The 24,287-nt window shown below is 68.7% G+C and carries 11 protein-coding genes and 1 pseudogene; 8 read left to right on the forward strand and 4 right to left on the reverse strand.

The genetic code is table 11. The features are described 5' to 3' along the window. Positions 1-276: 276 nt before the first annotated feature. Both OG611_RS30055 and OG611_RS30060 read right to left on the reverse strand, forming a co-directional pair. Positions 277-1,794 (reverse strand): UvrD-helicase domain-containing protein, encoded by a 1,518-nt coding sequence (locus OG611_RS30055; RefSeq protein WP_266427266.1) that lies wholly within the window; start codon positions 1,792-1,794, stop codon positions 277-279. A 232-nt stretch (positions 1,795-2,026) separates the two neighbouring features. Next, a complete protein-coding gene (locus OG611_RS30060) occupies positions 2,027-2,290 on the reverse strand; it encodes a helix-turn-helix transcriptional regulator (protein ID WP_266427269.1) in 264 nt (87 codons plus the stop codon). 1,259 nt (positions 2,291-3,549) lie between these two features. Here OG611_RS30060 and OG611_RS30065 point away from each other — a divergent pair. After that, positions 3,550-4,935, forward strand: a complete 1,386-nt coding sequence (locus OG611_RS30065; protein WP_266427272.1) for a hypothetical protein — start codon at positions 3,550-3,552, stop codon at positions 4,933-4,935. 115 nt (positions 4,936-5,050) lie between these two features. Here OG611_RS30065 and OG611_RS30070 read toward each other — a convergent pair whose 3' ends face one another. After that, complete coding sequence (locus tag OG611_RS30070; protein WP_266427275.1) at positions 5,051-6,910, reverse strand: ATP-dependent helicase; 1,860 nt, start codon at positions 6,908-6,910, stop codon at positions 5,051-5,053. Beyond that, positions 6,897-8,882 (reverse strand): ATP-dependent endonuclease, encoded by a 1,986-nt coding sequence (locus tag OG611_RS30075; RefSeq protein WP_266427278.1) that lies wholly within the window; start codon positions 8,880-8,882, stop codon positions 6,897-6,899. Before OG611_RS30075 ends, OG611_RS30070 begins: the two co-directional genes overlap by 14 nt. A 298-nt stretch (positions 8,883-9,180) precedes the next feature. Here OG611_RS30075 and OG611_RS30080 point away from each other — a divergent pair, with 298 nt between their 5' ends. The 7 genes and pseudogenes from OG611_RS30080 to OG611_RS30110 all read left to right on the forward strand — a co-directional run bounded on the left by OG611_RS30080 (position 9,181) and on the right by OG611_RS30110 (position 24,090). Next, complete coding sequence (locus OG611_RS30080; protein WP_266427282.1) at positions 9,181-9,621, forward strand: CU044_2847 family protein; 441 nt, start codon at positions 9,181-9,183, stop codon at positions 9,619-9,621. 25 nt (positions 9,622-9,646) lie between these two features. Continuing rightward, positions 9,647-14,386 (forward strand): NACHT domain-containing protein, encoded by a 4,740-nt coding sequence (locus OG611_RS30085; protein WP_266427285.1) that lies wholly within the window; start codon positions 9,647-9,649, stop codon positions 14,384-14,386. 175 nt (positions 14,387-14,561) lie between these two features. Next, positions 14,562-14,705, forward strand: a pseudogene (locus tag OG611_RS30090) (hypothetical protein); the annotation flags it as partial. Positions 14,706-14,799: 94 nt separating this feature from the next. After that, positions 14,800-16,629, forward strand: a complete 1,830-nt coding sequence (locus tag OG611_RS30095) for a DUF4158 domain-containing protein (RefSeq protein ID WP_266427288.1) — start codon at positions 14,800-14,802, stop codon at positions 16,627-16,629. Beyond that, positions 16,560-17,813, forward strand: a complete 1,254-nt coding sequence (locus tag OG611_RS30100; protein WP_266427291.1) for a transposase — start codon at positions 16,560-16,562, stop codon at positions 17,811-17,813. The genes OG611_RS30095 and OG611_RS30100 overlap by 70 nt, the downstream gene beginning before the upstream one ends. Positions 17,814-18,331: 518 nt before the next feature. Further along, positions 18,332-23,245 (forward strand): WD40 repeat domain-containing protein, encoded by a 4,914-nt coding sequence (locus OG611_RS30105; RefSeq protein ID WP_266427294.1) that lies wholly within the window; start codon positions 18,332-18,334, stop codon positions 23,243-23,245. 152 nt (positions 23,246-23,397) lie between these two features. After that, a complete protein-coding gene (locus tag OG611_RS30110) occupies positions 23,398-24,090 on the forward strand; it encodes a serine peptidase (protein WP_266427296.1) in 693 nt (230 codons plus the stop codon). Positions 24,091-24,287: the final 197 nt, after the last annotated feature.

The following is a 24,287-nucleotide window of genomic DNA, read 5'->3' on the forward strand; positions in this document are numbered from 1 at the left end:
TCCGCGCGGCCCCGCCGCCTCATCTTCAACTGTGCAGTCGGCCCTCCAATATCGAACCGCGTCGGCCCCGCGCGTTCGTGTCAGGGGCGCGCCCTGACACGGGCAGCGGATGGGGGAGGCATTCGGCGCCTCAACATGGCTGCTGCTGCCAGCCGTCCGCCCCGCTGACCAGAGCGCACACGCCGATCCATCACGAGGCATGTTCGTCCTGCGGAATCGGGGCCGTGGCCTGATCCCTTTCGCTCTCGTCGCTTGGTTCGCCTCGGCGGCGAACTCTCACCGTGCTGGGCTGGAGCCGCGTGCCGGGGCGCAGGTTGCGAGGGCAGCGGGGTTGTCGGGGTGCTGGCTGATCCAGGCGAGGCCGGTGGGGTCCAGGTGGCGGCGGGCTCGAGTGACGGCGACGTACGCCAGGCGGGCTTCTGCCTCATCCACGGGTTTGGGAACGGGCTGGCCTTGGGCATCGAGTTCGTCGGTATCGGCGGGCGGCGTGAAGTCGGACGCGATGCGCACCCGGGCCCACTGCCGGCCTTTGGCTTTGTGGGCGGTGGACACGGTGACTTGGGCATCGGTTTCGGGAACAAGACGGTCGACGGCTTGGAGGATGGCGTCCGGACCGTGCTCGTCGATGAGGTTGGCGAAGGGCTGCAGGTCGCTGCCGGCGGGATCGTGCTCGGCGTAGTCGCGCAGTGCTGCCCAGGTGGTGAAGAGCACGAGTTCAGGGTGGTGGGTGCGGCGGCCCTCGATGAGGTCACGGGCCGCCCATGCCAGGGCGCGCAGCGAATCCCCGCCGCCCACCAGCGCTGTTGCCGTGCCGGACGCGATGAGGGAGAGGACCTCGGTCATCGCTCCGACGTTGGTCCGGCACAGGACAGCATCGGGGCGCCCTGAGCCGCATCCGACAGTGGTCGGGACGTCGGGTGCTCCGGAGAGGCGGATGGGGGCGCCTGCGAGAGTGAGCCAGCGGTTGGCTTCGATGGCGAGCGCCGGGCCGAAACGGAAGGAGCGTGTGAGCGTCAGGTGGTGACCGGCGAAGCGGGTCATCACGTCGCGGGCACCGCGCCAGCCGTAGATGGCCTGCGCCGAGTCGCCGACCATGACGATCTGGGTGCGCTCCTTCTGGGCCAGGACGATCTGCTCGAGGACGGGGTTGGTGTCCTGGGCCTCGTCCAGCAGGAGGAAGTCACCGGGCAGGGCGGGCTCGGTCAGGGCCCACATCTTCAGGTAATGGTCGTGTTCGAATCGCACCATGCCGCCTTGGGGGTCGTGAAGGTCGGCCCATGCCTTCACCGCGTACGGCAGGATCAGGTCGGCAACCTCCGCATGGCCTTCCTCGTCGTCGACGCCCCGCACATAGGGAACATGATGATGGGCCAGTTCGGGATCGGCCGACTGGCAGAAGCGGGTGACCGTCCGCAGCGCCGCGTTGGACAGCGTGGCCGGCATCAGACCCACTTGGCCGATACGGGCCGGGGTGTGCAGCCCCAGGTCCTGACCGATCCGCCAGCCGGGCCTGCGAGGACTGTTGAGACGGCCACGGAAGAGGTGGCCGAGAGCGGCGTAGGCCAGCGAGTGGGCCGTCTTGCACTGCACCGTCGACGGAAAGCGAGCGGCGGCATCCAGTGCGATGGCGCGGTTGAAGGCGAGATAGCGCCCGCGCCGCACGGGCATCTGCTCCGCGAGGAAGACGAGCGTGGACGTCTTGCCAGTGCCTGCGCCGGCCTGGATGGCGAGATGACCGCCACTACGGAATGCCTCCAGAGCGGCAGCCTGTTCGTCGGTCGGGGAAAAGGGCATGGGACAGATCTCTCCGGAAAGCTCGAAGGCCCACGCCGCACATACGCGGGCGCAGGGAATGGGCCACACCTCAAGCAGGTGCCGGAGTGAAAAATGTCAGTGGACTCGCCCATCGCCTAAGCACACGCTGCCCGGTCCGCCCGATGCGGTGACAGGAAAACGACACGAGTTCCAATTCGGGACATGCGTGCGAGGGTGCTATCCCGTTTGGGTGGCGGGGAAGCTGCAGAAATCAGGCTCCGGATCCCGGTGGTTCGTGCCCCTCGCACAGCGGACCGAGGAGCTCGCCCAGCGGGACACCGAAGGCGTGGGCGAGGGCATGCCAGGTCGCCAACGTGCCGATTGTGCGGCCCTGCTCGATCTCGATCAGAGTGCGGCGCGACAGGCCGCTGCGAGCGGCGAGCTCGTCATAGCTCCACCTGTGCTGTGCGCGCAGATGGGAGAGGGAAAACCGCAGTGCCGTCGGATCGGGCTCCGGCGGCGGGAAGATCGTCACCCCTCCATCCGACGGTGCAGACTCCTGCCCTGGCAGTGCAGACGTCTGCCCTATTTGTGATGGCGTGGATGTGCCTGCGGTAGGGCAGGGGTCTGCACTACGGTGTGCGCTCCCGGAGTCGCCCGGAAGGAGGGGCGGCGACTGACCGACCATGGCTTGGAGCGACCGATGTCCTTGGCCTTGTCCTCACGCGCCTGGACCGTCACGATCAGTAGCCCGGCTGGACGGCCCGCGCTGACGTGCAGCGCCTGCCCGCCGCCTGCTCTGGCGGCGGGTGCGGCGGGGTTCCCGGCAATCCGGCGGCACCTGGCAGCCCACCTCGCCGAGTCCCGGCTGCCGCCGTATCTGCGCACATGCCGGTGCCGCGAGAAAGCCTGCGCATGGCACCGGCGACAGGGGCCCTGCGCGGGGCCGCTGCGACTCCTGCTCATCCACGCTGACAGCGGGCGGACCTGGCACCTCGCCGATACCTGCACCGCCTGCGCTGCGGCCATCCCTCACGCCGCGACCGTCCCGGAACCCCCGGTGAGCACAGCCAGTCCCGAGGTGCGAGAGCCTGTGGGTGAGGCCGCGGCGGAATCCGCCCCTGAACCCGTGGAGTGGGTGGAGGCGCCGTGAGTGAGAGTCCTGGTCCGTCACAATGCTGGTCGTCCTGGGAGGCCTCCATCACCGAACCGAGGCAATGGATCTGACGGGTGGACCGGCCGGCAGGCAGTCGGCGGCTCATAGCGAAAACCGTGCCCGCGGGGCGTGCGGAACGTGGGCAGGCCAGAATTGCCAGGTGCCTCCGGACCTGTCGAGTTCTCCCATAACCTTGACCGCTGATCATCACGCCGCCGCTGGGAGGCCTGGTTGGCGGACCGGTCTGAAGGGGGTTCACAGGCATGGACGCCTGCCGAGGACTGCTGGACTAAGGGATATCAGGGCCGCTCGAAGTCGAGACCCGCCGCCGTCTCGTCGAGGCGCTGGCCGGACAGGCGAAGTGGGACGAGGCGATCGATGAAGTCACCTACCTTGACGAGTTACTAGCCATGGGCTCCGATGACGACCAGCACGCTATGGCCAGCGCCCGTGCACTCCGCGACCTCATCCGAAAAGCACTCCGGGAATAGAACAGTCCACGCGTCACCGATCCGGTCCATCCACGTCGGCTGGCGAAGGCGCTGCCGCGAGGCCCTCGGTGCTGACATCACCTCGGTCGGAGTCGGTCATTTTCCGGGCTTCGTTCTGCGCGTGCTGCGGTCTGTCAGACTCGGATCGTGGCGGACGAACTGGTGGAACTGCGGACAGCGGTGGGCGGCATTGTCCGCAGTCTGGGCGTGTACACGCACCGCGAACTGGACCAACTGTGCCCGCGACTGGATCTGCCGCCCCTGCCTGAGCAGGGATCGAAGGCGGAACGTCTGGAGGCCTGCCTGTCGTCACTTCAGGACGGTGATCTGGCCGCGGTGGCGCAGCGGATCCTGGACACCGAACTGGTCGAGTTGGGTCAGGTGGACCGGGTCGCCCTTGAAGACGCACTGTGGGCGGGGCAGCCGATGGTGGAAATACCCGGGCGGGTGCGCCGGGCCATCACACGGACGGTGGGCCTGGAGGAGCTGGTTTTCCGCGCGGATCGCTTCGAGCGGCTCCTGGAGCGGCTGTGGGTACTGGACAGCGATCCTTTTGCGGCCTTCACCGGGGCGCGGACGAGTCTGCGCGCCCAGATCGACAGGCACGTGCTGCGCAACTCGGACTGGTCCACCGAGGAGCTGTTTGAGCAGCTCGGGGCCCTCGAGTCCGGCCGCCACGGACGATTCGCCCGGTTCCTGGAAGGCCTCGTCTCCCCGGAGGCGATCCCTGACCCTCCCCGGCAGCGCGGCATTGCCGAGACCATCAATTCCGCGCTCGCGGATGCAGGCGCTCGCCTGGAGGAGGTGGGTCTGCGGGACGGCTATCCGCACTTCCAACTGATGGCGACCCGCCCCGGCAGGAGGCGCCGCCCCAAGAATCTGATCTTCGCTTCATCTCGCAAGCCCGATATTCGCTTCCTCGATGCCGTCGACAACGCCATCGAGGTTCTGGGTGACACCGACGAAATCCTGGTCTACGACCGGCTGATCGGACCGGAAGGCATCTGCTGGCGGGATCTGCAGTGGTGGTGGCAGGACACGCAGGGCATCGGTGACGAATCCGAGGCCAAGCGGTCCCTCTACCACCGGCTGATGGCGTGCCTGCCGCCGGAGGACACCTCCCCGCAGCGGCATCTGTTCACCCTGTACCACGCGATCCATGGCGCCCGTACGCAGGCGCTGCCCGCGCTGTTGCCGGAGGTTTGGCTGCACTGGGACCACAAGACGGTCCGGCAGCGCGGGCCGGAGGCGCTGACACGCTTCCGGATGGACTTTCTCATGCTGCTACCCCACGGCCGGCGTGTGGTCCTGGAGGTCGACGGCGCCCACCACTACGAGAACGGCAGGGCCTACGCGGCCACCGTGCGCGGCGACCGTGACCTGAAGCTCGCCGGCTACGACGTCTTCCGCTTCGGCTCCACAGAGTTGAGCGACCCGCACCGGGCCCGCCCGCTGTTGCAGGCGTTCTTCACCGAACTATTCGATGCCTACAAGGTCACCGTTCCGCCGCCTCAGGAGCCCACGGGCCGGTGACGCTCTCGGCGCAGCGATCCCGCCGACCGCCGCACACACATGCAGCCGTGGACGCACCCGAAGAACTTCGCTCGGCCACCTCCGCGGGGTCAGCGGCCCCACACGGGACAGGTGCTCAAGCCGGAGGCAGGCGACCGGCCATCTCGACCACAAAGTCTGAAGGGCCATCAGCCCGCCAATAACCGTTCCTGGTGTGGTGCCCGGGGCCGACGATCAGGTGCAGGGTCCTCTCCGCCCTGGTCAGCGCCACATAGAAGGTGCGTCGTTGTTCGGCGAGTTCCTTCGCAGTGGGGCTTCGCCACCTACCCCGGTCGGGCACGTTGCGCGGGATGATGCCATTTAGCAGCCCGGGCAAAATCACCGTGTCGAACTCCCGGCCCTTGGCCGCGTGATACGTGGTGAGGAGGACCTTGCCGATCACCTGTTCTCCCTGGGCGAGGTCCTGCAGGAGGAGGCCCTTGGACTGGCACAGGCGGGTCAGTTCGTCCAGACAGTTGGTGTTGTCCTGATCGGGGTGCGATGCGGCGACCGCATCCAGTTCCAGCCCCGAACGTAGCCGCTGCAGCCAGTCCTGGGCGGGCGCATCGGCCGGGTAAGGCGGCTGGGGGTCAAGGCAGATCTGCAGCGCCCGCGGCAAGGCCAGTCGCGATGCAGCAGGCGGGAGATGAGCCTCGGTACGCAGTGTCATAAGGGTACGGGCCAGGGCGGCGAGCGACGGTGCATCGGCCCTGCGGAGCATGCCGGCGCGGTCGGCGCCCGGGGCGGCGTGGATCTGGAAGTTGGTCACCGCGCGGCTCGCGGAGCGCTGGATGAACCGCGAGAGTGTGCCATCGGGCAGTTCGTCGTCCCGCTCGTACAGGAACGGCAGCTGTCGGTTCGTCAGTTCAGTGTTGAGGGCGTCGAGTAGAGGGCCGCGCTGCGGGTAAAGGACGGCGATCCGCTCCAGGCTGATCTGCTGCTGCTCGGCCTGCTGAACGAGATCGCAGGTCAGGCGTGCATGCTCATCGAGCGCCCCTTCGACCTGTACGAGGTTGACATCTCCGGGGGGCGCGTCGTCGCGTGCCCGGCGCCCCCGGGGCGTGCCCAGGGCAGCCTCCGCGGCGGTGATGATGTCCTGCCCGCTTCGATAGTTGACGTCGAGTTCCAGGTCGCGGAAGTCACTGCGGTCCGCCAGGGCGGTCAGATACCTGGGGTCGGCGCCGCTGAATCCGTAGACGGACTGGTCGGTGTCCCCGACCGCGAAGACGGTGATGCCAGCCAGGTCGTGCAGAGCCACCACCAGTTCGTGTAGCACTCCGCCGAGGTCCTGGTACTCGTCCACGATCAGGTGAGGAAACCGTGCGTGTAGGAGGTCGCGGACCGGCTCGTGCTCGCGGACGATGCGCACCGCGCGCGTCACCATGGCCTCGAAGTCGATCTCTTCGCGGGCGAGGAGCTGTTCCTCGTAGAGGCGGGCCGCCTGCACCTCGCGCGGGTCGAAGGCGTCCAGCGGCTCCTCGCAGGTAAGGGCGCGGCGGATGCGGGTGCATTCGGCGGTGCGGTACTGGGCGAGGACCTCGCCGATGCCCACCTGGTCGAAGCAGTACTGCAGGAGCACTTCGGTGGCCGTCTTGTTCAAGACCTGCCCGGCTGAAGGCGCCGGCTGACGGGTGAGGGAGGCGAAGGCCCGCAGGATCTCGTTCAGGCAGAAGGCGTGGACCGTGGAGCAGGTGATCCGTCCTTCGGAGCGCACACCGCTGCGCAGGACGCGACGGCGGATCTCGTCGGCCGCGGCATTGGTGTAGGTGATGCACGCGACGCCGCGAAAGGGCGAGATCTGTGTCTGCAGCAGATAGGCGATGCGGGCGACGAGGGTGTGGGTCTTGCCGCTGCCGGGGCCGGCCCGCAGAACGGTATTGCCTGGATGGAGGACGGCGGTGCGCTGCTTGGGGTGCAGGTTTTCGAGTTCCCTCAGCAGAGGCTCACTGATCAGCATCGGTGCCCTGCCGGCTGTCGTCCAAAGGGGCAGGGTTGAGGGCGAACAGCGGGGTTCCGCGGGTGGCCAGCGAGATCTTGTCCAGGGCAAGGAAGAGGTAGGCGGCGCTCCCCAGGCGGCGCAGGACCTGGGCGTCCAGGGGAGTGTCGTCGCCGATGTCGGCCGCCGTGCGGATGCGGGCGGGCAGGTCGATCTGGGCGATGTGCGCGGTGAGCCGCTGTGCGAAACGTCCTTTGCCGAGGTCGGAGATGCGCTTGAGCATGTCCTTGCGGGCACCGGGGTCGACTGTCGCCTGCTGTTCGCCGCTGATGCCGAGGCGTACCTCACCGATCGCGGTGGCGTTGCTGCTCAGCTCCTGGAATGCCTGGATGATCTCTTCGCCGAACAGCGGGCACAGGTCGGTTTCCAGGGTCTGGGCGCCGACGTAGACACCGGCGCTCTCCAGAGCGCCGGCCAGCAGAACGCGACCGGCGTGGTAGCCGGCCGCACCGGGCTCGGGCAGCAGTGCGATCTGGTCCAGGAGCGCTGTGGCCCGGGTGGAGTCGGGGTGGAGGTTCGCGCCCCGCTTGAGGCCGGCTTCGCGCCGGTTGCGCTTGTCGGGGGCAGCGTCGCCGTCCGTGATGACCACATGAGGGGTATTGAGGCCCTGCGGGCCGAGTAGGGCACGGTAGGGCTTGAAGTCGGTTCCGTGGGCGCTGGCGACAACGACTCCGTAGGCGTCGAGGTCGAACCCTGCGGCGGCGGCCAGGGCGGGCAGGACGTACAGCTCGGCCAGCCCTTCGACCAGGATGACCGCGGAGGCGAACAGGACCTCGGCCCGGCTAACGTCGATGTAGCGCTCCAGATCCGCTGCCTCGTCGCTGCTGACGGGGAGGGCGCCGGTGCTGGCTCCGGTGGTGCCGTTCTCGGTGGCGCGCAGCACGATGAAGGAGCGGACCGGGGTGACCGCGGCGATGTGGGGGCTGTGGGTGGTGAGGATGAGGGGCTGCCCGGTGCGCAGCAGATAGCCGAAAAGGTGCCGCTGGAGGCTGACATGAAGGTGTGCTTCGGGTTCTTCCAGGGCTACCAGAGTGGCGACGAACTGATCGTCCAGGCGCTGCTGGGCGAGGGATTCCAGCAGCAGGCCGAGGTAGATGACGTTGGCGCTGCCCAGGCTGGTGTCGGAGATGCCCCTGCGGCGGGCCGTGTCGAAGAACAGCCGGACGGCGCGGATCAGTTCGTCGGGCTTGGAGGAGGCGAAGCCGAGGGTGGGCTGCACCGCCAGGCGCGGTCCGAACATGGCACCGAGCCGGTCGGTCAGGTGCCTCTCCAGTTTGGCGACGTTGCCGTCTTTGGTGAGCTGGTCGACCGCGGTGGCGATTGCCGACGCGGTGGCCTGCAGGTTGGCCGGGTCCAGGGGCAGCCGCTCGAGGAGATCGCGCAGCGGGCTACGCCGCCAGTTGTGCAGGTCGCCCTCTGCGTCCCGCAAGGCCGGCAGGACGCGCAGAGCCACTTCCCGGCGAATGGCACGAAGATCGGTTGTCTCGCTGGAGCCCGCGAACGCAACGAAGTCGTAGTCCTGCGCGGTCAGTGGCCGACTCGTGGACTGCAGGCCGCTGTCACCTGCGCTCACGATCTCGGCGCGGGGAGCGAAACGGTAGGTCAGCCGGGCGGTGTAGGGGTCGAAGTCCACGGTGGCAGCGGACAGAATGCTCTTGGCGTCGTTGTCGGTGTCGAACCCCTGCAGGTCCACCACGACGGTCACCTCAGCCCCACCTGCCAGGCCGGCCGGGTGCCCCTCCCAGATGTCCTCCTCGCGCAGCATGCGCCGCGAGTCGGGCAAGGAGGGATCGAGCACCAGGCGGATCGCCTCCAGTAGGTTCGACTTTCCGACGCCGTTCTCGCCAACGATCACCGCGTGGGCGGGGAAATCGTCGATGACCAGGTGCCCGAAGTTGCGGAAGTTGCGTACTTCAATCCGCGCAATATGCAAGCCCATTCGTCCCCTTGCCGACCCTGTGTGACCTTCGTTCCGGACCAGCTTTACAGAACATCCCATGAAAGGCTGGCCTTTCCCTGATCTTCCGTCTTGGTCTGGGGTGCCGCCGGTGTGGGCGTGAGGCTCCCCGTCCTCTGGCAGTGAGGCCTGTGGCGAGTCCGCTGCGAACGTGCGACGTCCGGAAGCAGCTGTGTACGGGTGGGGGCCGACATCGTCGCACGGTGACGGTGGGAGGCCGCTATTGTCTTGTTGCTGCAGGGGATTGTTTGATCGGTATGACGGGGGAGGGGCTGTGTCCCGCTTTGTGGATTTCGAGTTCGAGGACGGCACCTCCGCGCTGGTTCAGATCACTCCTGTCGAGGGGAGTGATCCGGACCGTCCCGGAGACACCCAGTGGGAAGACGACGTGCCCGTCGGGCCGGTCGGTGCGGGTTCCCGTGTGATCCAGCGGTCGGGGCGGATGCTGCACGATGCTTTCGCGCCGCTCGCGCCGCTTCTGTCGGGTATTCATGCCCGAGCGCGGGAAATGCCGCATGCCCCGGACGAGCTGTCCATCGAGTTCGGAGTGAAGCTCACTGCGGGGCTGAAGATGGCGGTGGTCAGCGGTGGCGAAGCCAGTTTCACCGTGACCGCTACGTGGAACACCACCCGGGCCCCAGGCCAAACCGTGCCACCGGAAGGTGCGTTGCAGCCCGGCGAGCCGCCCACCGCAGCCGGGGAGCCGCAGAGCTGATGGGCGTTCGGACAGCCCGGTGGTGATGGAGGCCGATGACCCGCTGTGGGGCGCGTTCGTCACCGTGCTGGCGAGCGACGGGCGGGTCGTCGGCGGTGGCGTCTATGCCCACTGTGGGGATCCGGACCGCGCGACCCTCTTGTCATGCGCCCACGTCATCAACCTGGCACTGGGCCGGGACGAGTTCACTGCGCAGCCCCCGGGCCCAGCCGAGGTGACCTTGTCCTTTCCGGCCGTTCCCGCTGCTCAGGTCACGGCGCGGGTCAGCCGATGGTGGCCGGCCACCGGCCTGACGGAGCCGAGCGGGCCCCCGGTGCCAGGACGCGACGGACGCTGGGCGGGCGACCTCGCTGAACTCCAATCCGCGGCACCGTTGCCGGCCGAGCTGCGTCCCGTCCCGTTGACAGCCCCGGACTTTGGCGACGAGCTGTGGGCCTGGCGCGGCAACGCAGACCCCCGCACCGTGGTACGTCTGCGCGCCAACGGGGCCGCAGGGGAGTGGCTGGTCCTCGAAGCGCCGCCGACGGGTTTCGCCGTCCAGCCCGGCTACAGCGGGACCCCGTTGTGGGACCGCCAGCGCGCCGCGGTGGTCGGTCTCATGGTCAGCGCGCACGAACGCGTCCCGTACAGCAGCATGACCACGGCCGTGCCGATTCGGCAGAGTTACGGAATCCGTGGCGATGTACTTCGCGAACGCCTCCTCGGAACCCTAGACCCTCGTGGACGCCTTGACGCGGACATCCGGACGCTGCTGAAGGCGCAGCGGCAGGCGGCGGGATCCTTCCCCTACCGGTCTGTGGGGCATCACCGGGACGACCTCACCCAGGTCTACGTGCGCCAGCAGCTCGCCGCCGAAGACCCTCCCCAAGGCCGCTCGCACAGCATGCAGGAGGCCGCCCAGGCCGAGGACGAACGCCCGCCGCACACAGTGGAGGACTTCCTCGCCCGCTTCCGGCATGTTCTGATCGTGGGACCGCCAGGGACGGGAAAGTCCACGCTCACCCAGCAGTTGGCTGCCCAGCTCGTGCGCATTTCGGGCCGGCGCGGCAGCGGTGCGACACAACTGGTCCCGATCCGAGTGTCGGCCAGGGACCTTGCTGGCCGCCCCGAGGAGGAGCTCAGCGCGGCGGTGTCCGCCGCCGCCCGCGCTGCCATCTCCTCCCGCCTCCACGTCGATATCGGCGCCAACCTGTGCGCCGCCCCGGCCGGCGCACTGGAGTGGCTGATCATCATCGACGGCCTCGACGAGGTGGAGAACGCCTCCGCGCGAGCGGAGTTGTCCGACCGGCTGCGGCGGTTTATGGACGTCCCCTCCAAGCACCGGCTGCTGCTCACCACGCGTCCACTGGCCGCACGCGAGCATGCCCGCTGGGAAGCCCAAGACGATCTCGGCCGCTGCGAGATCGAGCCGTTCGAGCGCGGCCAACGCCGCGACTTCGTGCACCGGTGGTTTCGAGACCAACCCGACCGCGCCGAGGACTTCCTACGACAGATCACCGCAGCCCGGTTGGAGGAGGTGGTGTCCGTCCCCCTGCTGGCGACGGTCGCGGCCATCGTCTTCGACGAACGGGCCGGACAGCCGCTGCCGCAGACCGCGTTCGCGCTCTACCAGCGCTTCGTGTCGCACCTGTACGAATCACGACTGGAGCAACTCACCGTCGATCTACGCGCACGGCTGTCCGGCTGGGCCGAGGCAGATCAGGTCATGCAACACCTGGTCACCGGTCGGATCGACCTGCTCGAGCACTGCGCACAGGCCTGGCTGAACGGTGCGCAGATCCTGCCCGCCGCGCTGGAATGGCTTCGTGCGGCGGGCTCCCAGCCCTATCCCCAGCCCACTGACTGGCCGGACGTCGTCGCTGCCGTCCTCACCTCGACCGGACTGGTCGCCCACGACGGCACGGCCCTGACGTTCGTGCACCGCAGTTTCGCCGAGCATCTGGCGGCGGCCGGCGCGGCGCGGCGGCTGCCCGCCCGGTTCGATGCCGACGACCCCACGTGGTGGCACACGCTGCGCGCCGCACTGACCGGTGGACGCCGTCAAGACCACGAAACCGTGCTCCATCGCGCGCTGCTCTCCGACACGGGCGAGTTGCTGGACTGGTTGCTCACCGGCGACGACCAGGCTCGTGAACTCGCTGCCCGTCTGATCTTCGAAGGCGTACCCAGCACGGCAGCACACCACGAAGCGCTGGCCGAGACACTCAGCTACTGGTGCGCGCGGGCCAGGGCCGCGGGGCCCGGTCAGCTGCTGCGGGTACTTGATGCGATTCGCATTGCGCCCGCTGCCGTCGTCGAGGTCCTGGTGGATCTGCTCGACGCCGCGCGCTACCCCTTGGACCTCCGCGACGCCGCCATTCGCGCCCTGCTGCGCGCGGACGCCGCAACGGGCGAAGCGGTGCGTGCCCTCGTTGCGATCGTGGACGAGCGCGCCCTGGCTGGCATGCAGCGCTTGCGCGCGGCAGAGATGCTCATGGACCTCGGCGCCGAGGCGCGTTCGGCAGCGCGAGCCGGCCTCGCGCGCATATCCCGTGAACACGACTGGGTCCTGTCCGACGTCCGGAGCCGGGCAGCGAAACTTGTCGAAGAGATCGATACGGCGACGCCTTCTCACATCGCCCCAGACGACCCCAGACGCAGCCGCAGCATGGGCGTCAGCAGCTTGGGGCCGTGGGCCCATTCCACGTTGGTGCCGCAAGCCAACAGAGAACTGTGGTCCATCGACGTTCCTTTCGGGAACGACCCGGCCCTCGAGTACGAGCCGAGGATTCTGCAGGATCTCGACCTGCTGCAGGACTACGGCATCACGTCGCCTCAGGCCGTGTCCGCTGGGCCGCTCGACGGGAACGCCGACCCGCGGGGGCACGTCCTGTACCCGCAAGTGCGGGCGGCCCTGGGGCTGCCGCCGACGGGACCTTTGGATCCTGCGGTGACGGCAGAGGCGATCTACACCGCGCTGTGGGAGGTGTTCGCTCAGCCCGGTCTCCACGCAACCGATCCGGCGGGAGACCTGGAAAATCAGCCGTCTCGGGACGAGCCCCCGCAGGATTCGACCCAGCAGCGCGGCCCTTCAGGGCTCAACGTGACCGACCAGCAGTGGGACGCTGTTGCCCGCTGGCTGTGCGCGCACCCGGAGTCCCACATTGCGGTTATGGCTGACGGGTTCGTCCAGGTCGACGAGGTCATCAATGCCGCCACGCACGGCCGGATCCATGCCCTCGCTGCGGCCCTCATCCACGGGTCACCTGGCGTGTCCCGGATCGCCTACGACCTGCTTGCGCACAGGATCCTCAGCCGGGCGTCCGCCGCCGTGGCACCGCTGCAGTTGCTGCGCATCGCAGCCGAGGGCACCAAGCGTGCCGTCGACCCGGTCATCGCCGAGCCCGTGATCGACGCGATTTGTCTCACCCTCCGCGACCCGCAACTCCGGCTCGCGACCGCTTACGCACAAACCGCGCGCGCCATGGGGAGCGACCTGTTCGCAACCCATCTGCTCGCCGCCAGGTCTGCCGAACCCCGCGGCACCGTCCAGGCCCTACTGGCCCTGGACACCGCGAACGTTCCCACGGCAATCCGCTTCCTGGCATCGACAGTGCGCAACCCTCTCGACGTGGCTCAGTGGTGCGCCGCAGTCCGGCTGCTGAGGCGGCTGCCACACACCGTCTCGCCGGTGACCCGACTGGTACGCGAGGTAATCGAAGCAACCCACGATCCGCAGGATGTCCTGGAGCTGTGCCGGCTACTGATCCACTACACAGCCTTCGACACGGCCACCGAATACCTGCTGGACCTCGGGCGGGATGCCTCCGTAGCGCCTGAGCACCGACGCACGGCGGTGGAACTCCTACCACGCGGCGAGGGCCGTGAACGCGCAGCCGACCAAGCGCATGCGATCATCCAGGAACTGACCATCCTCGCCTCTCCGGCGGAACGCGTCACCCTGGCGGAGACCCTGCGCACCCTCGATCCCCGGGGATGTCGGTCAGCGACCACGCTGCTCCTCACCACCCTGGACGACGTCACATTGCCGGCCGCGATCCGCCATGAGGCCCTCGCCCTGCTGGTGGCGCTGGGGCCCAATGTCCGTCGCCGTCTGGTGCACGACCTTGAGCACCTGCACGCAGGGCCGGCAGACACTGACGCGCAACGGCTCACGACCCTGCGGAGGGTGTCCGAATGGGGGCCCGATCTCCATCGTGCGGCGCAGAGTATCTGGGAACGTCAAACACAACGCCGGGCCGGCATCGACCGCGCCGCAATGGCCGCAGAACTCTATGCATGGGGGTGGATCAGCGCACCACGATCGTCGCGTTTGCTCACCCGCATCGCCCGCTCGGCGGCTGAAGAGCCGCAGGTCCGCGTCACCGCGGCTCACTTCCTGATGCGCCACAGCAATTTTATGGCCCACCCATCGGGCGAAGTCCTCCATGAGCTGGTGCGCGAGAGCCGGATCGCACCAGGTCTGGCTCTGCAGGCGACCCGGGAGCTGGCCGCCGCGGGTGGCTTGGATGAAGCCCGGCGTGTGCTGCGTCACCTCATCCGCGACGAGAGCGTCGCGGACAACTACCGGTATAAAGCAGCCACCAGCCTCCTCATGGTCGACCTCACCGCCAGTCCAGAAACCCTGGCGGCCCTGCGTCACATGACCAGCGACCGATCCCTGACCGAGCACACGCGCGACTGGGCAACCTTTGCCGTGGGCTGCGTCCAGAACGGGATCCATGATCTACATGGCGTACTCCCGGCGTCCTGGCTTCGGAGCTGAGCCCGCTCGGTCGCCGTATGTACGTGGGCCCAGGCCCGGGAGCCTGGCTCCGCGCATGTCCGCCTTTGGCACATAGGGGTGTGACCGAGATACGCGCCAAAGGGGCAAGGGGATGATCTTGAAGCCCTGAGCGCCCGTCGGCCGTCACCCATTCGGCTCAGTGTCGTTGGTGGTGATGTTGAGCATCGTCTGGGGCCTGGGGTGGGTTGTGACATCGATTGAACGGACCGCGTATCCGCGGTTCAAGCGGCTGATCACCGCGCATGAGCTGCATCTTTTCTTCTCCCCGAGCCGCGATGAGCTGGAGTGGGCGTCCGATGCCACGGACTGCGATGAGCATCTGCTGGCGCTGCTGATGCTGAAGTCGTACCGGCGTATGGGGGTGTTTCCCGGCGCTGGAGGACGTCCCGGAGATGGTGGTGGACTTCGTCCGGCGGGCGGTAGAGCTGCCGGAGGGCACGCTGCCGGTGTACCGGGCGGAGCGGACCGCCAAGCATCACCGGGGCCTGGTCCGCAAGCAGGCCGGCGTAACGTACGACCAGGCCAAGGCCCGGCAGATCGTCGAGCACGCGATCCGCAAGGAAGCCGCGGCGAAGAACCGCCCGGCGGACCTCATCAACATCGCGCTGGAGAAGGTGGTGGAGGCCGGGCTGGAGCTGCCGGGGTTCTCGACCTTCGACAAGATGGCCTCGAAGATCCGCACCGAGGTGAACGCCTCGATCTGTACGGGCATCCACGACCGCATGAGCGCTGCTCAGCGGGTGGGGCTCATGCGGCTGCTGGATGAGCGTGACAGCGACGGGACGACGCTGTTCAACCGGCTGAAGAAGCCCGCCAAGGGCCCGACCTGGTCGCACTTCAAGAATCTGACCAAGCGTCTGGAATGGCTGGACGAGCTCGGCGACACCGACGTGTGGATGGAGGGTGTCGCCGCGGGGAAGGTCACCGACTTCGCCGGGGAGGCGGATGCGGCGGACGCCTCGGAGCTGCGGGACTTCGTGCCCGTCAAGCGCATCGCGCTGGTTGCGGCCCTGACGCACAAGGCGAGGATGCGGGTGCGGGACGACCTGGCGACGATGTTCTGCAAGCGAGTGGCGACGAAGATCAAGAAGGCCAAGGCGGAGCTGGAGGAGATCCGGCTCGCCGAGCGGGAAATCGTCGAGGCTCTGATCGGGAACTACCGCACGGTGCTCAAGCACATCGACGAGGGCGGCCCGGCCCAGGAGGCACTCACGAAGGCCGCGGCCATGACCGCCGAGGTCCGCCAGGCCCTGGAGGGCCTGGACGAGGAGGCGTCGGTGGACGAGGTCGCGACGCGGCTGGAGGGCAGAGTCTCCCCGGCGGTCCTCGCCCTGGTGAAGGCCCAGGTGGTGCAGGCCGGCGGGCTCGGCGCGGTCACCCGCGCGGTGGACGGCTTCGGCGGGTTCGCGAAGCAGTACGAGCAGATCGAGAAGGTCTCCGCCCATCACGGCAACTTCTGGGAAGTGCTGCTGTACGGGCAGATCGGCCGGGACCGGGCGGTGATGTTCGACCTGGCCGACAACGGCAGGCTGAAGTTCACCGCGACCAGCGAGGACAGCCGGGTGCTGGACGCCCTCGCACATGCCCAGCGGCACCAGGCGGCCCGCGGCGAGTACATCACCGCCTTCAACGAGGAGGGCAAGGAGGTCGGCATCTCCTTCGCCACCCAGAACTGGCGCAAGGCGGTGGTCGACAAGACCCGGACCGGGCAGTTCGTCCGGAAGCACTTCGAGGCGATGGTCTTCACCGCCCTCGCCGAGGAACTGCGCACCGGCGACGTCGCGGTGGTCGGCTCGGAGGAGTACGCCGACTGGTCCGAGCAGCTGCTGGCCTGGGACGTCGTTCAGGAGACGCTGGGGTCCTACCTGGTGGAGGTCGGACTCGCCGAGGCGGGCGAGAGCGCCCAGTTTGACGCGACGTTCTTCCGCAGGCAGCTGGAGGACAAGCTGCGAAACGCTGCCGCTGCGGCGGATGCCGGGTACCCGGAGAACGACGGGCTGGTCATCGATCCGGAGACGGGCATCCCGTCGTTGAAGGCGTTCAGGGCGGACGGTCAGCGGCCCTCGGCGAAGCGGCTGGAGCAGGAGATCAAGGCGAGGATGCCGGAGCGTTCCCTGATGGGGATCGTGGCCCGGACCGCGTACTGGGTGGAGTGGTGGCGCCGCTTCGGCCCCCGTCGGGCAACGAGCCCAAGCTCACCGACCCCTTGGGCCGCTACGTGATCGTCACGTTCGTCAAGGGCACCAACATGGGCCCCTACGAAGCCGCCCGGCACATCCCCGGCGTGAGCGGGCACGAGCTGTCGTACGTCGCTAACAAGCACTTCTCGATCGTGCTGCTGAACGAGGCGATCGCCGACCTGGTGAACGCGCACGCCCGCCTCGACATCTCACAGGCGTGGGGCGACGGGACCGCCGCCGCTGCGGACGGCACCCACATGGATACGTACCTCGACAACCTGCTCTCCGAAACGAGCGTCCGGTACGGCAAGCCCGGCGGGATCGCCTACCACCACGTCTCGGACACGTACATCGCGCTGTTCACGCACTTCATCCCGTGCGGGGTGTGGGAGGCCGTCTACATCATCGAGGGCCTGCTGAAGAACACCAGCGAGGTGCAGCCGACCACCGTGCACGCGGATACCCAAGGCCAGAGTCTCCCTGTCTTTGCGCTCGCCCACCTGCTGGGCTTCGACTTGATGCCCAGGATCAGGAACTGGAAGGAACTGACCTTCTACCGGCCCTCCAAGACCACGGAGTACGTGCACATCGACGCCCTGTTCGGCGAGCCGGGCAAGCACGTCATCGACTGGGGCCTGATCGAGTCCCAGTTCCGCCACCTGATGCGCGTGGCCGTCTCCGTGCGCGAGGGCACCATCTCCTCCTCCACACTGCTCAAGCGCCTGCGCTCGGGGTCGCGGAAGAACGCCACCTACGCCGCCTTCCGCGAGGTCGGCCGCGTGATCCGCACAGTGCAGCTGCTGCGCTACCTCTCGGACGCGCCGCTGCGCCGGCGGGTGACCGCGGCGACCAACAAGGTCGAGTCGTTCAACCGGTTCTCCCAGTGGATCGGCTTCGGCAACCGCGGCGTCATCGCCGACAACGACCCCATCGAGCAGGAGAAGGCGATGAAATTCAACGCGCTGCTCACGAACGCGGTGATCTTCCACAACGCCCTGGACATCGCGGAGATCGTCCGCCAGCTGCTGGAAGAGGGATGGGAGATCGACCCGGAGGACTTGGCCCACATCTCGCCGTACCTGACCGAGCACGTCAACCGGTTCGGCGAGTACTCAACACACGAGCTCGGTATCCAGCCCGAGGCGTACGACCCGAAACTCGACGTCGACTTCACCCCGCTGCGCGACCAGGATCTGCCCGCTGCCGGCCTTGGTCAGGCCGCCTGAACGTCTGTCCCAGGAGCTCCTCCTCGTGTGCGCTGGCCCGTCCGTCAGCCGAAGCGGCGCCCGAAGTCATCCCATGGCTTCGGGAACTGATCCAGCGCGCTGGGGTTCGGCTCTCGTTCGGTGGGTGTGGCCGGTCGATTCCTGGCAGACTGCAAATGCTTCAGGAGGGGGCGTGGGTGACCGTGGGGCGTGCAGTGTTGGTTGGCATCGGGCGTTTCGATGCGGATCCGTCGGAGGGTGAAACTCGGGTCGGGGAGTCGAGTTGGCCGGATCTGCCGTTCGTGGACGAGGTCGTGCCGCCGGTCGCGGCGGCGCTGAGCCGGTTGGGGTATACGACCGATGTGCACCGGGACGTCGGCGCGGACGCGTTGGGGGCTGCCGTGTTCGACGCGATCGGGTCTGTGCGGGTTGTCTACGTGACTTCCCACGGGAAGCCAGGCGGAGAGAGTAGCCCGCATCGTTTGGACGTGGTGCCCGCGGATGCGCGGTACGGGTCCAAAACGAACGCTACGCACTGGGTGGAGAACGCGCAGGAGTCGGAGAAGCCGACATTGTTCCTGCTCGACCTGTGCCGGTCCGGCCTTGTGACGGAGCTTCCATATTTGGTGCACCGGTCCCACGCGCCGGTGAACGCGTGGGTGCTCGCCGCGTCCAGCGGCGGCGAGGACGCCTACGACGGACGGTTCAGCATCGCGTTGGCCCAGGTGCTGGAGGAGGTCGCCAACACCGGGCTGGACACCGACCCGGCGCGGTCGCACGTGCAGTTTCAAAAGGTGGCACGGCAAGTTGCGCACCGTGTCGCGCAGATGCCAGGGATGGCGCAGAGCGTGCAGAGCACGGCGATGGTACTGGCCGTGGACGAGCCGGCCCTCCCGTTCTTCCCCAACGGTGCCTTCGACCCGGCCGAGGCGAGGCTGGCCGAGGTCGATCCGGCGCTGCGGGTCTTCCTCGGCCAGCAGGACAAGCGACACTTCGCCGACAAGGCCAGGGATCAGTTCGTCGGCCGACGTTCCCAATTGCGTGCACTCGCGCAGTGGCTGGACGACGTCGAGAAGGGCGGCCTTCGGGTGGTCACGGGCAATCCCGGGGTGGGCAAGTCCGCGTTGCTGGGCGCGCTCGTGTGTGCGGCACATCCGGAACTGAAACGGGTGGCGCCGCATGTGCGGGAGCGGTTGTTGTCACGTGATTCGCAGGGGTGCCCCTCGCTCCACGACCGGCTGGCCGCGGTCCACGCCCGCGACCGCACCACCAGCGAGGTGCTCACCACCATCGCCCGCCAACTGCGTCTCGGCCCCGCGGCGGAAGCAGACAATGCCACCGCACTCGTGAACCTGCTTCCCGACACCGGCGAGGTGCCGGCGGTGATCGTGGACGCCCTGGACGAAGCATCCGAACCAGATAGGACCTGCACGGAACTGGTCCGCCTGGCTCGCGCCGTGCGCAGCGACGGCCAGCCGGTGGTGCGCCTGGCGGTGGGTACACGCCCGTGGCCGCAGTTTGCTGCGCTGCTCGACCTCGCACGGGTCGGTGACGGCCTGATCGATCTGGACGACGCCGACCCCGACGAGGTCCGTGGCGACCTGGCGGACCACCTCACCGGCCGCCTCATGATGATGAAGACCTACGACCCGGCCCGCATGCGCGCGATCCGCGACCGTCTCGCCCACGCCGTCGCCGACCGGCTCGCCCCGCGCCCGGGTGAACCCGCGATGTGGGGCGCGTTCCTGGTGGCCGGGATCTTCGCCCGCTATCTGGAGCGCGTTCCCGCCCCGGGCAGTGTCGAAGCGGCCGCAGCGCTGGGCCACTCGGCGCCCACGACGCTGCCCCAGGTCCTCGACCTGGACCTGGACACCCACCCCCACGGACAGCAGCTGCGCGCCATCCTTACGGCGATCGCCCTGGCCCAGGGCCAGGGCATGCCCCTGGAAATCGCCCTGCCCCTTGCGGGCCTGTTCACCGACCTCGACCTCCAACACGCCCGCCGGGACCTGCTGCCCGAGGTCCTGTTCTACCTGCGCACCACCCCCGACTACGACGGCACTCTGCTCTACCGCCTCTTCCACCAAGCCCTGATCGATCACCTCAACCCACCCACACCCGCCCCCACCACGCCCACACCCGGCGACGTCCTCACCCACCTGCTGGCCACCCACACCACGCACGACGGCACCCGCCGCACCTGGGACACCGCACCCCCCTACTTCCTGCGCCACGCCCCGGCCCATGCCCAGGCCGCCGGCCGCCTGGACGAACTCCTCACCGACACCGAGTTCCTGGTCCACGGCACCCCGGACGCACTCCTCACCGCATTCCCCCGCGCCCACACCGACCAGGCACTGCTCTCCCGCGCCGTCTACCGCACCTCCATCGGTGAACACCGCAACACCGACCACGCCACCCGCCGCCGACTCCTCGCGCTGGACGCGGCACGCTACGGCGCCAAGACCCTTACTTCCGCCCTAGTGGAGGGGGCTGAGGCGGGCACGTGGACACCCGTCTCAGCAACAGGCGGAGGCCTCGCCCGCGCCTGCCGCGACACCCTCACCCACACCGCCTGGGTGAGCGCGGTGGCGTGCACGGTCCTGGACGGACGCCCCATCGCCGTCACCGGAGACTACGATCACACTGTGCAAGTGTGGGACCTGACCACCGGCCGCCCAATGGGCGAACCCCTCACCGGCCACACCCACTGGGTGAACGCGGTGGCGTGCACGGTCGTGGACGGGCGCCCCGTCGCCGTCACCGGAGGCCAGGACGAAACCGTGCGGGTGTGGGATCTGGTTACCGGCCGCCTGGTCGGTGAACCCCTCACCGGCCACACCGGCGGCGTGAGCGCGGTGGCGTGCACGGTCGTGGACGGGCGCGCCGTCGCCGTCACCGGATCCGACGATCGCACTGTGCGGGTGTGGGACCTGACTACCGGCCGCCAGATCGGTAAACCTTTCACCGGCCACACCGACGACGTGAACGCGGTGGCGTGCACGGTCTTGGACGGGCGTCCCGTCGCCGTCACCGGATCCGGAGATTCCATCCACAGTACTGAAGTCAACGATACGACTGTGCGGGTGTGGGACCTGGCCACCGGCCACCCGATTGGCAAACCCCTCACCGGCCACACCGACGACGTGAACGCGGTGGCGTGCACGGTCCTGGACGGACGCCCTGTCGCCGTCACCGGATCCGAAGATCACACTGTGCGGGTGTGGGATCTGGCTACTGGCCGCCAGATCGGCGAACCCCTCACCGGCCACACCGACAGGGTGCACGCGGTGGCGTGCACTGTCCTGGACGGGCAGCCCATCGCCGTCACCGGAGACCAAGACTGCACCGTGCGGGTGTGGGACCTGACCACCGGACAGCAGGTTGGCGAACCCCTCACCGGCCACACCGAAACGGTACTCACGGTGGCGTGCACGGTCTTGGACGGGCGTCCCGTCGCCGTCACCGGAGCCGACGACGCCGTGCGGGTGTGGGACCTGAGCACCGACCGCCCGGTCGGCGAACCCCTCACCGGCCACACCGACGACGTGAGCGCGGTGGCGTGCACGGTCTTGAACGGTCGCGCCGTCGCCGTCACCGGAGCCGACGACGCCGTGCGGGTGTGGGACCTGAACACCGGCGGTCAGCTCGGCGACCCCCTCCCCGGCCACATCCGCCCCGTGAACGCGGTGGCGTGCACGGTCTTGGACGGGCGTCCCGTCGCCGTCACCGGAGCCGATGACGCCGCGCGGGTGTGGGACCTGAACACCGGCCGCCCGATCGGCAAACCCCCCACCGGCCACACCTACTTGGCGTACACGGTCCTGGAGGGACGCCTGGTCGCAGTCACAGTCACCACCTGGGACGGAAGCACCACCGTGCAGGTGTGGGACCTGGTCACCGGTCGTCCGATCGGCGAACCCCTCACCGCACGCACCAACTACCCTCGGCGTTTGGGCAGCGCCGCACATTCGGTGGCGTGCACGGTCCTGGACGGGCACCCCATCGCTGTCACCGGAGGCGGAGACTACGCTGTGCGGGTGTGGGATCTGACCGCCGGCCGCCAGATCGGCGACCCCCCCACCGGCCACACCGAAACGGTACTCACGGTGGCGTGCACGGTCTTGGACGGGCGCCCCGTCGCCGTCACCGGAGGTCGGGACGAAACCGTGCGGGTGTGGGATCTGGCTACCGGCTGCCCGGTCGGTGAACCGCTCACCGGCCACACCGACGACGTGTACACGGTGGCGTGCGCGGTCTTGGACGGGCGCCCCGTTGCCGTCACCGGATCCGATGATCACACTGTGCGGGTGTGGGATCTGGTTACCGGCCGCCCGGTCGGTGAACCGCTCACCGGCCACACCCACGGCGTGAGCGCGGTGGCGTGCGCGGTCTTGGACGGGCGCCCCGTTGCCGTCACCGGATCCGATGATCACACTGTGCGGGTGTGGGATCTGGTTACCGGCTGCCCGGTCGGTGAACCGCTCACCGGCCACACCCACGGCGTGAGCGCGGTGGCGTGCGCGGTCTTGGACGGGCGCCCCGTCGCCGTCACCGGAGGTCGGGACGAAACCGTGCGGGTGTGGGATCTGGCTACCGGCTGCCCGGTCGGTGAACCGCTCACCGGCCACACCCACGGCGTGAGCGCGGTGGCGTGCACGGTCTTGGACGGGCGCCCCGTCGCCGTCACCGGAGGTCGGGACGAAACCGTGCGGGTGTGGGATCTGGCTACCGGCTGCCCGGTCGGTGAACCGCTCACCGGCCACACCCACGGCGTGAGCGCGGTGGCGTGCACGGTCTTGGACGGGCGCCCCGTCGCCGTCACCGGATCCGACGATCACACCGTGCGGGTATGGGACCTGGCCACCGGCCGCCCGGTCGGTGAACCGCTCACCGGCCACACCCACGGCGTGAGCGCGGTGGCGTGCACGGTCTTGGACGGGCGCCCCGTCGCCGTCACCGGATCCGACGATCACACCGTGCGGGTATGGGACCTGGCCACCGGCCGCCCGATCGGCGAACCTCCCACCGGCCACACCGACAACGTATGGGCGGTGGCGTGCACGGTCTTGGACGGGCGCCCCGTCGCCGTCACCGGATCCCAGGATCGCACTGTGCGGGTGTGGGATCTGGCTACCGGCTGCCCGGTCGGTGAACCCCTCACCGGCCACACCGACTGGGTGAACGCGGTGGCGTGCGCGGATCTGGACGGGCGCCCCGTCGCCGTCACCGGATCCCACGATCACACCGTGCGGGTGTGGGATCTGAGCACGGGGGAATGCATTGACCGTATTCCCCTGCCCGCTCCCTGTCGTGCACTCGGGATGGGAACCGGAGATCGATTGGTTGTTGGGCTCGGTCCGGACGTTGTCTTCCTGACGCGCGCCTTGCCCCGATCTGTGACACGCCGCACGCGCGGACCTGATGGCACCACCACCCCGGAGGATTCGTGACACACGCCATCGTGGGCGTCCACGGCATCGGCAACTTCCGCCGCGGCCGGCAACCGTGCGAGGCTGCCCGAATCCTCGGAACGGAATGGCACACCCGTCTCGCCAGCGCGCTCCGCAGCGCCGGGGCCGGTGCACCGGCACCCGAGATATCCATGGCGTACTACGCCGACCTGCTGCGCCCGACCGGCCGGCAGGGCGGTGGCGACGACCTCGACGACCTGGACCCGCACGAGATCGAGTTCGCCCGCCAATGGCTGGACGTTTTCGATTTGCCTGCGGGTACCGCCGCAGGGCGGTCGACCGTCCCGGTGCGCCAGGCCGTCGAGACCCTCGCCCAGATGCGGCTTCTCGGCCCGCCCGCCACGAGGTGGTTCGTCGCGCTTTTCTGCCGGGAGGTCCACGCCTATCTGAAGGACCCCAACAGTCCGGCCCGTGCCGCTATCCGGGCCCGGGTCACCGACGCCCTTGAAACGACGGGCGCGCGCGTGGTGATCGCACACTCCCTCGGTTCGGTCGTCGCCTATGAAGCTCTGTGGGACCGTCCCGACCTGGAGGTCGACCTTCTGGTCACCCTCGGCTCACCGCTGGCCCTGCCGCATGCGGTCCTGCCGCGCCTGTGGCCGGCACCGGTCAATGGCCGCGGCGCCCGGCCGCCGGGTGTCGCCCGCTGGGTCAATCTTGCCGACCCCGGTGACATCGTCGCCGTGCCCGCGGGTGGCGTAGGCCGCACTTTTGAAGGCGTCGGCACCGACGAGCACACGACCATCGGCGCCTTTGACTTCCACCTCGCCAAGAACTACCTCGCCCACCGACGCCTCGGCGAAATCCTGCGCGCCACATCCTGACACCACCCGCGAACCGTTCAGACCGGCACGGCCGCGCCGTTTGGTGCCTGATGGCTCGCCAGCGCTCTGCCGCAGTAAATGCCGGATTTACTGCGGCGGAGCCCCTACTGTGATCACCGCGACCTGCGGCGGACCATTCTGGCCGCAGGGGCGAGGTGTACGCATTTACTGCGGCAGATCCGGTGGCGGTGGAGCGG

This window comes from Streptomyces sp. NBC_01363 (genome assembly GCF_026340595.1).
Classification (GTDB): Bacteria; Actinomycetota; Actinomycetes; order Streptomycetales; family Streptomycetaceae; genus Streptomyces.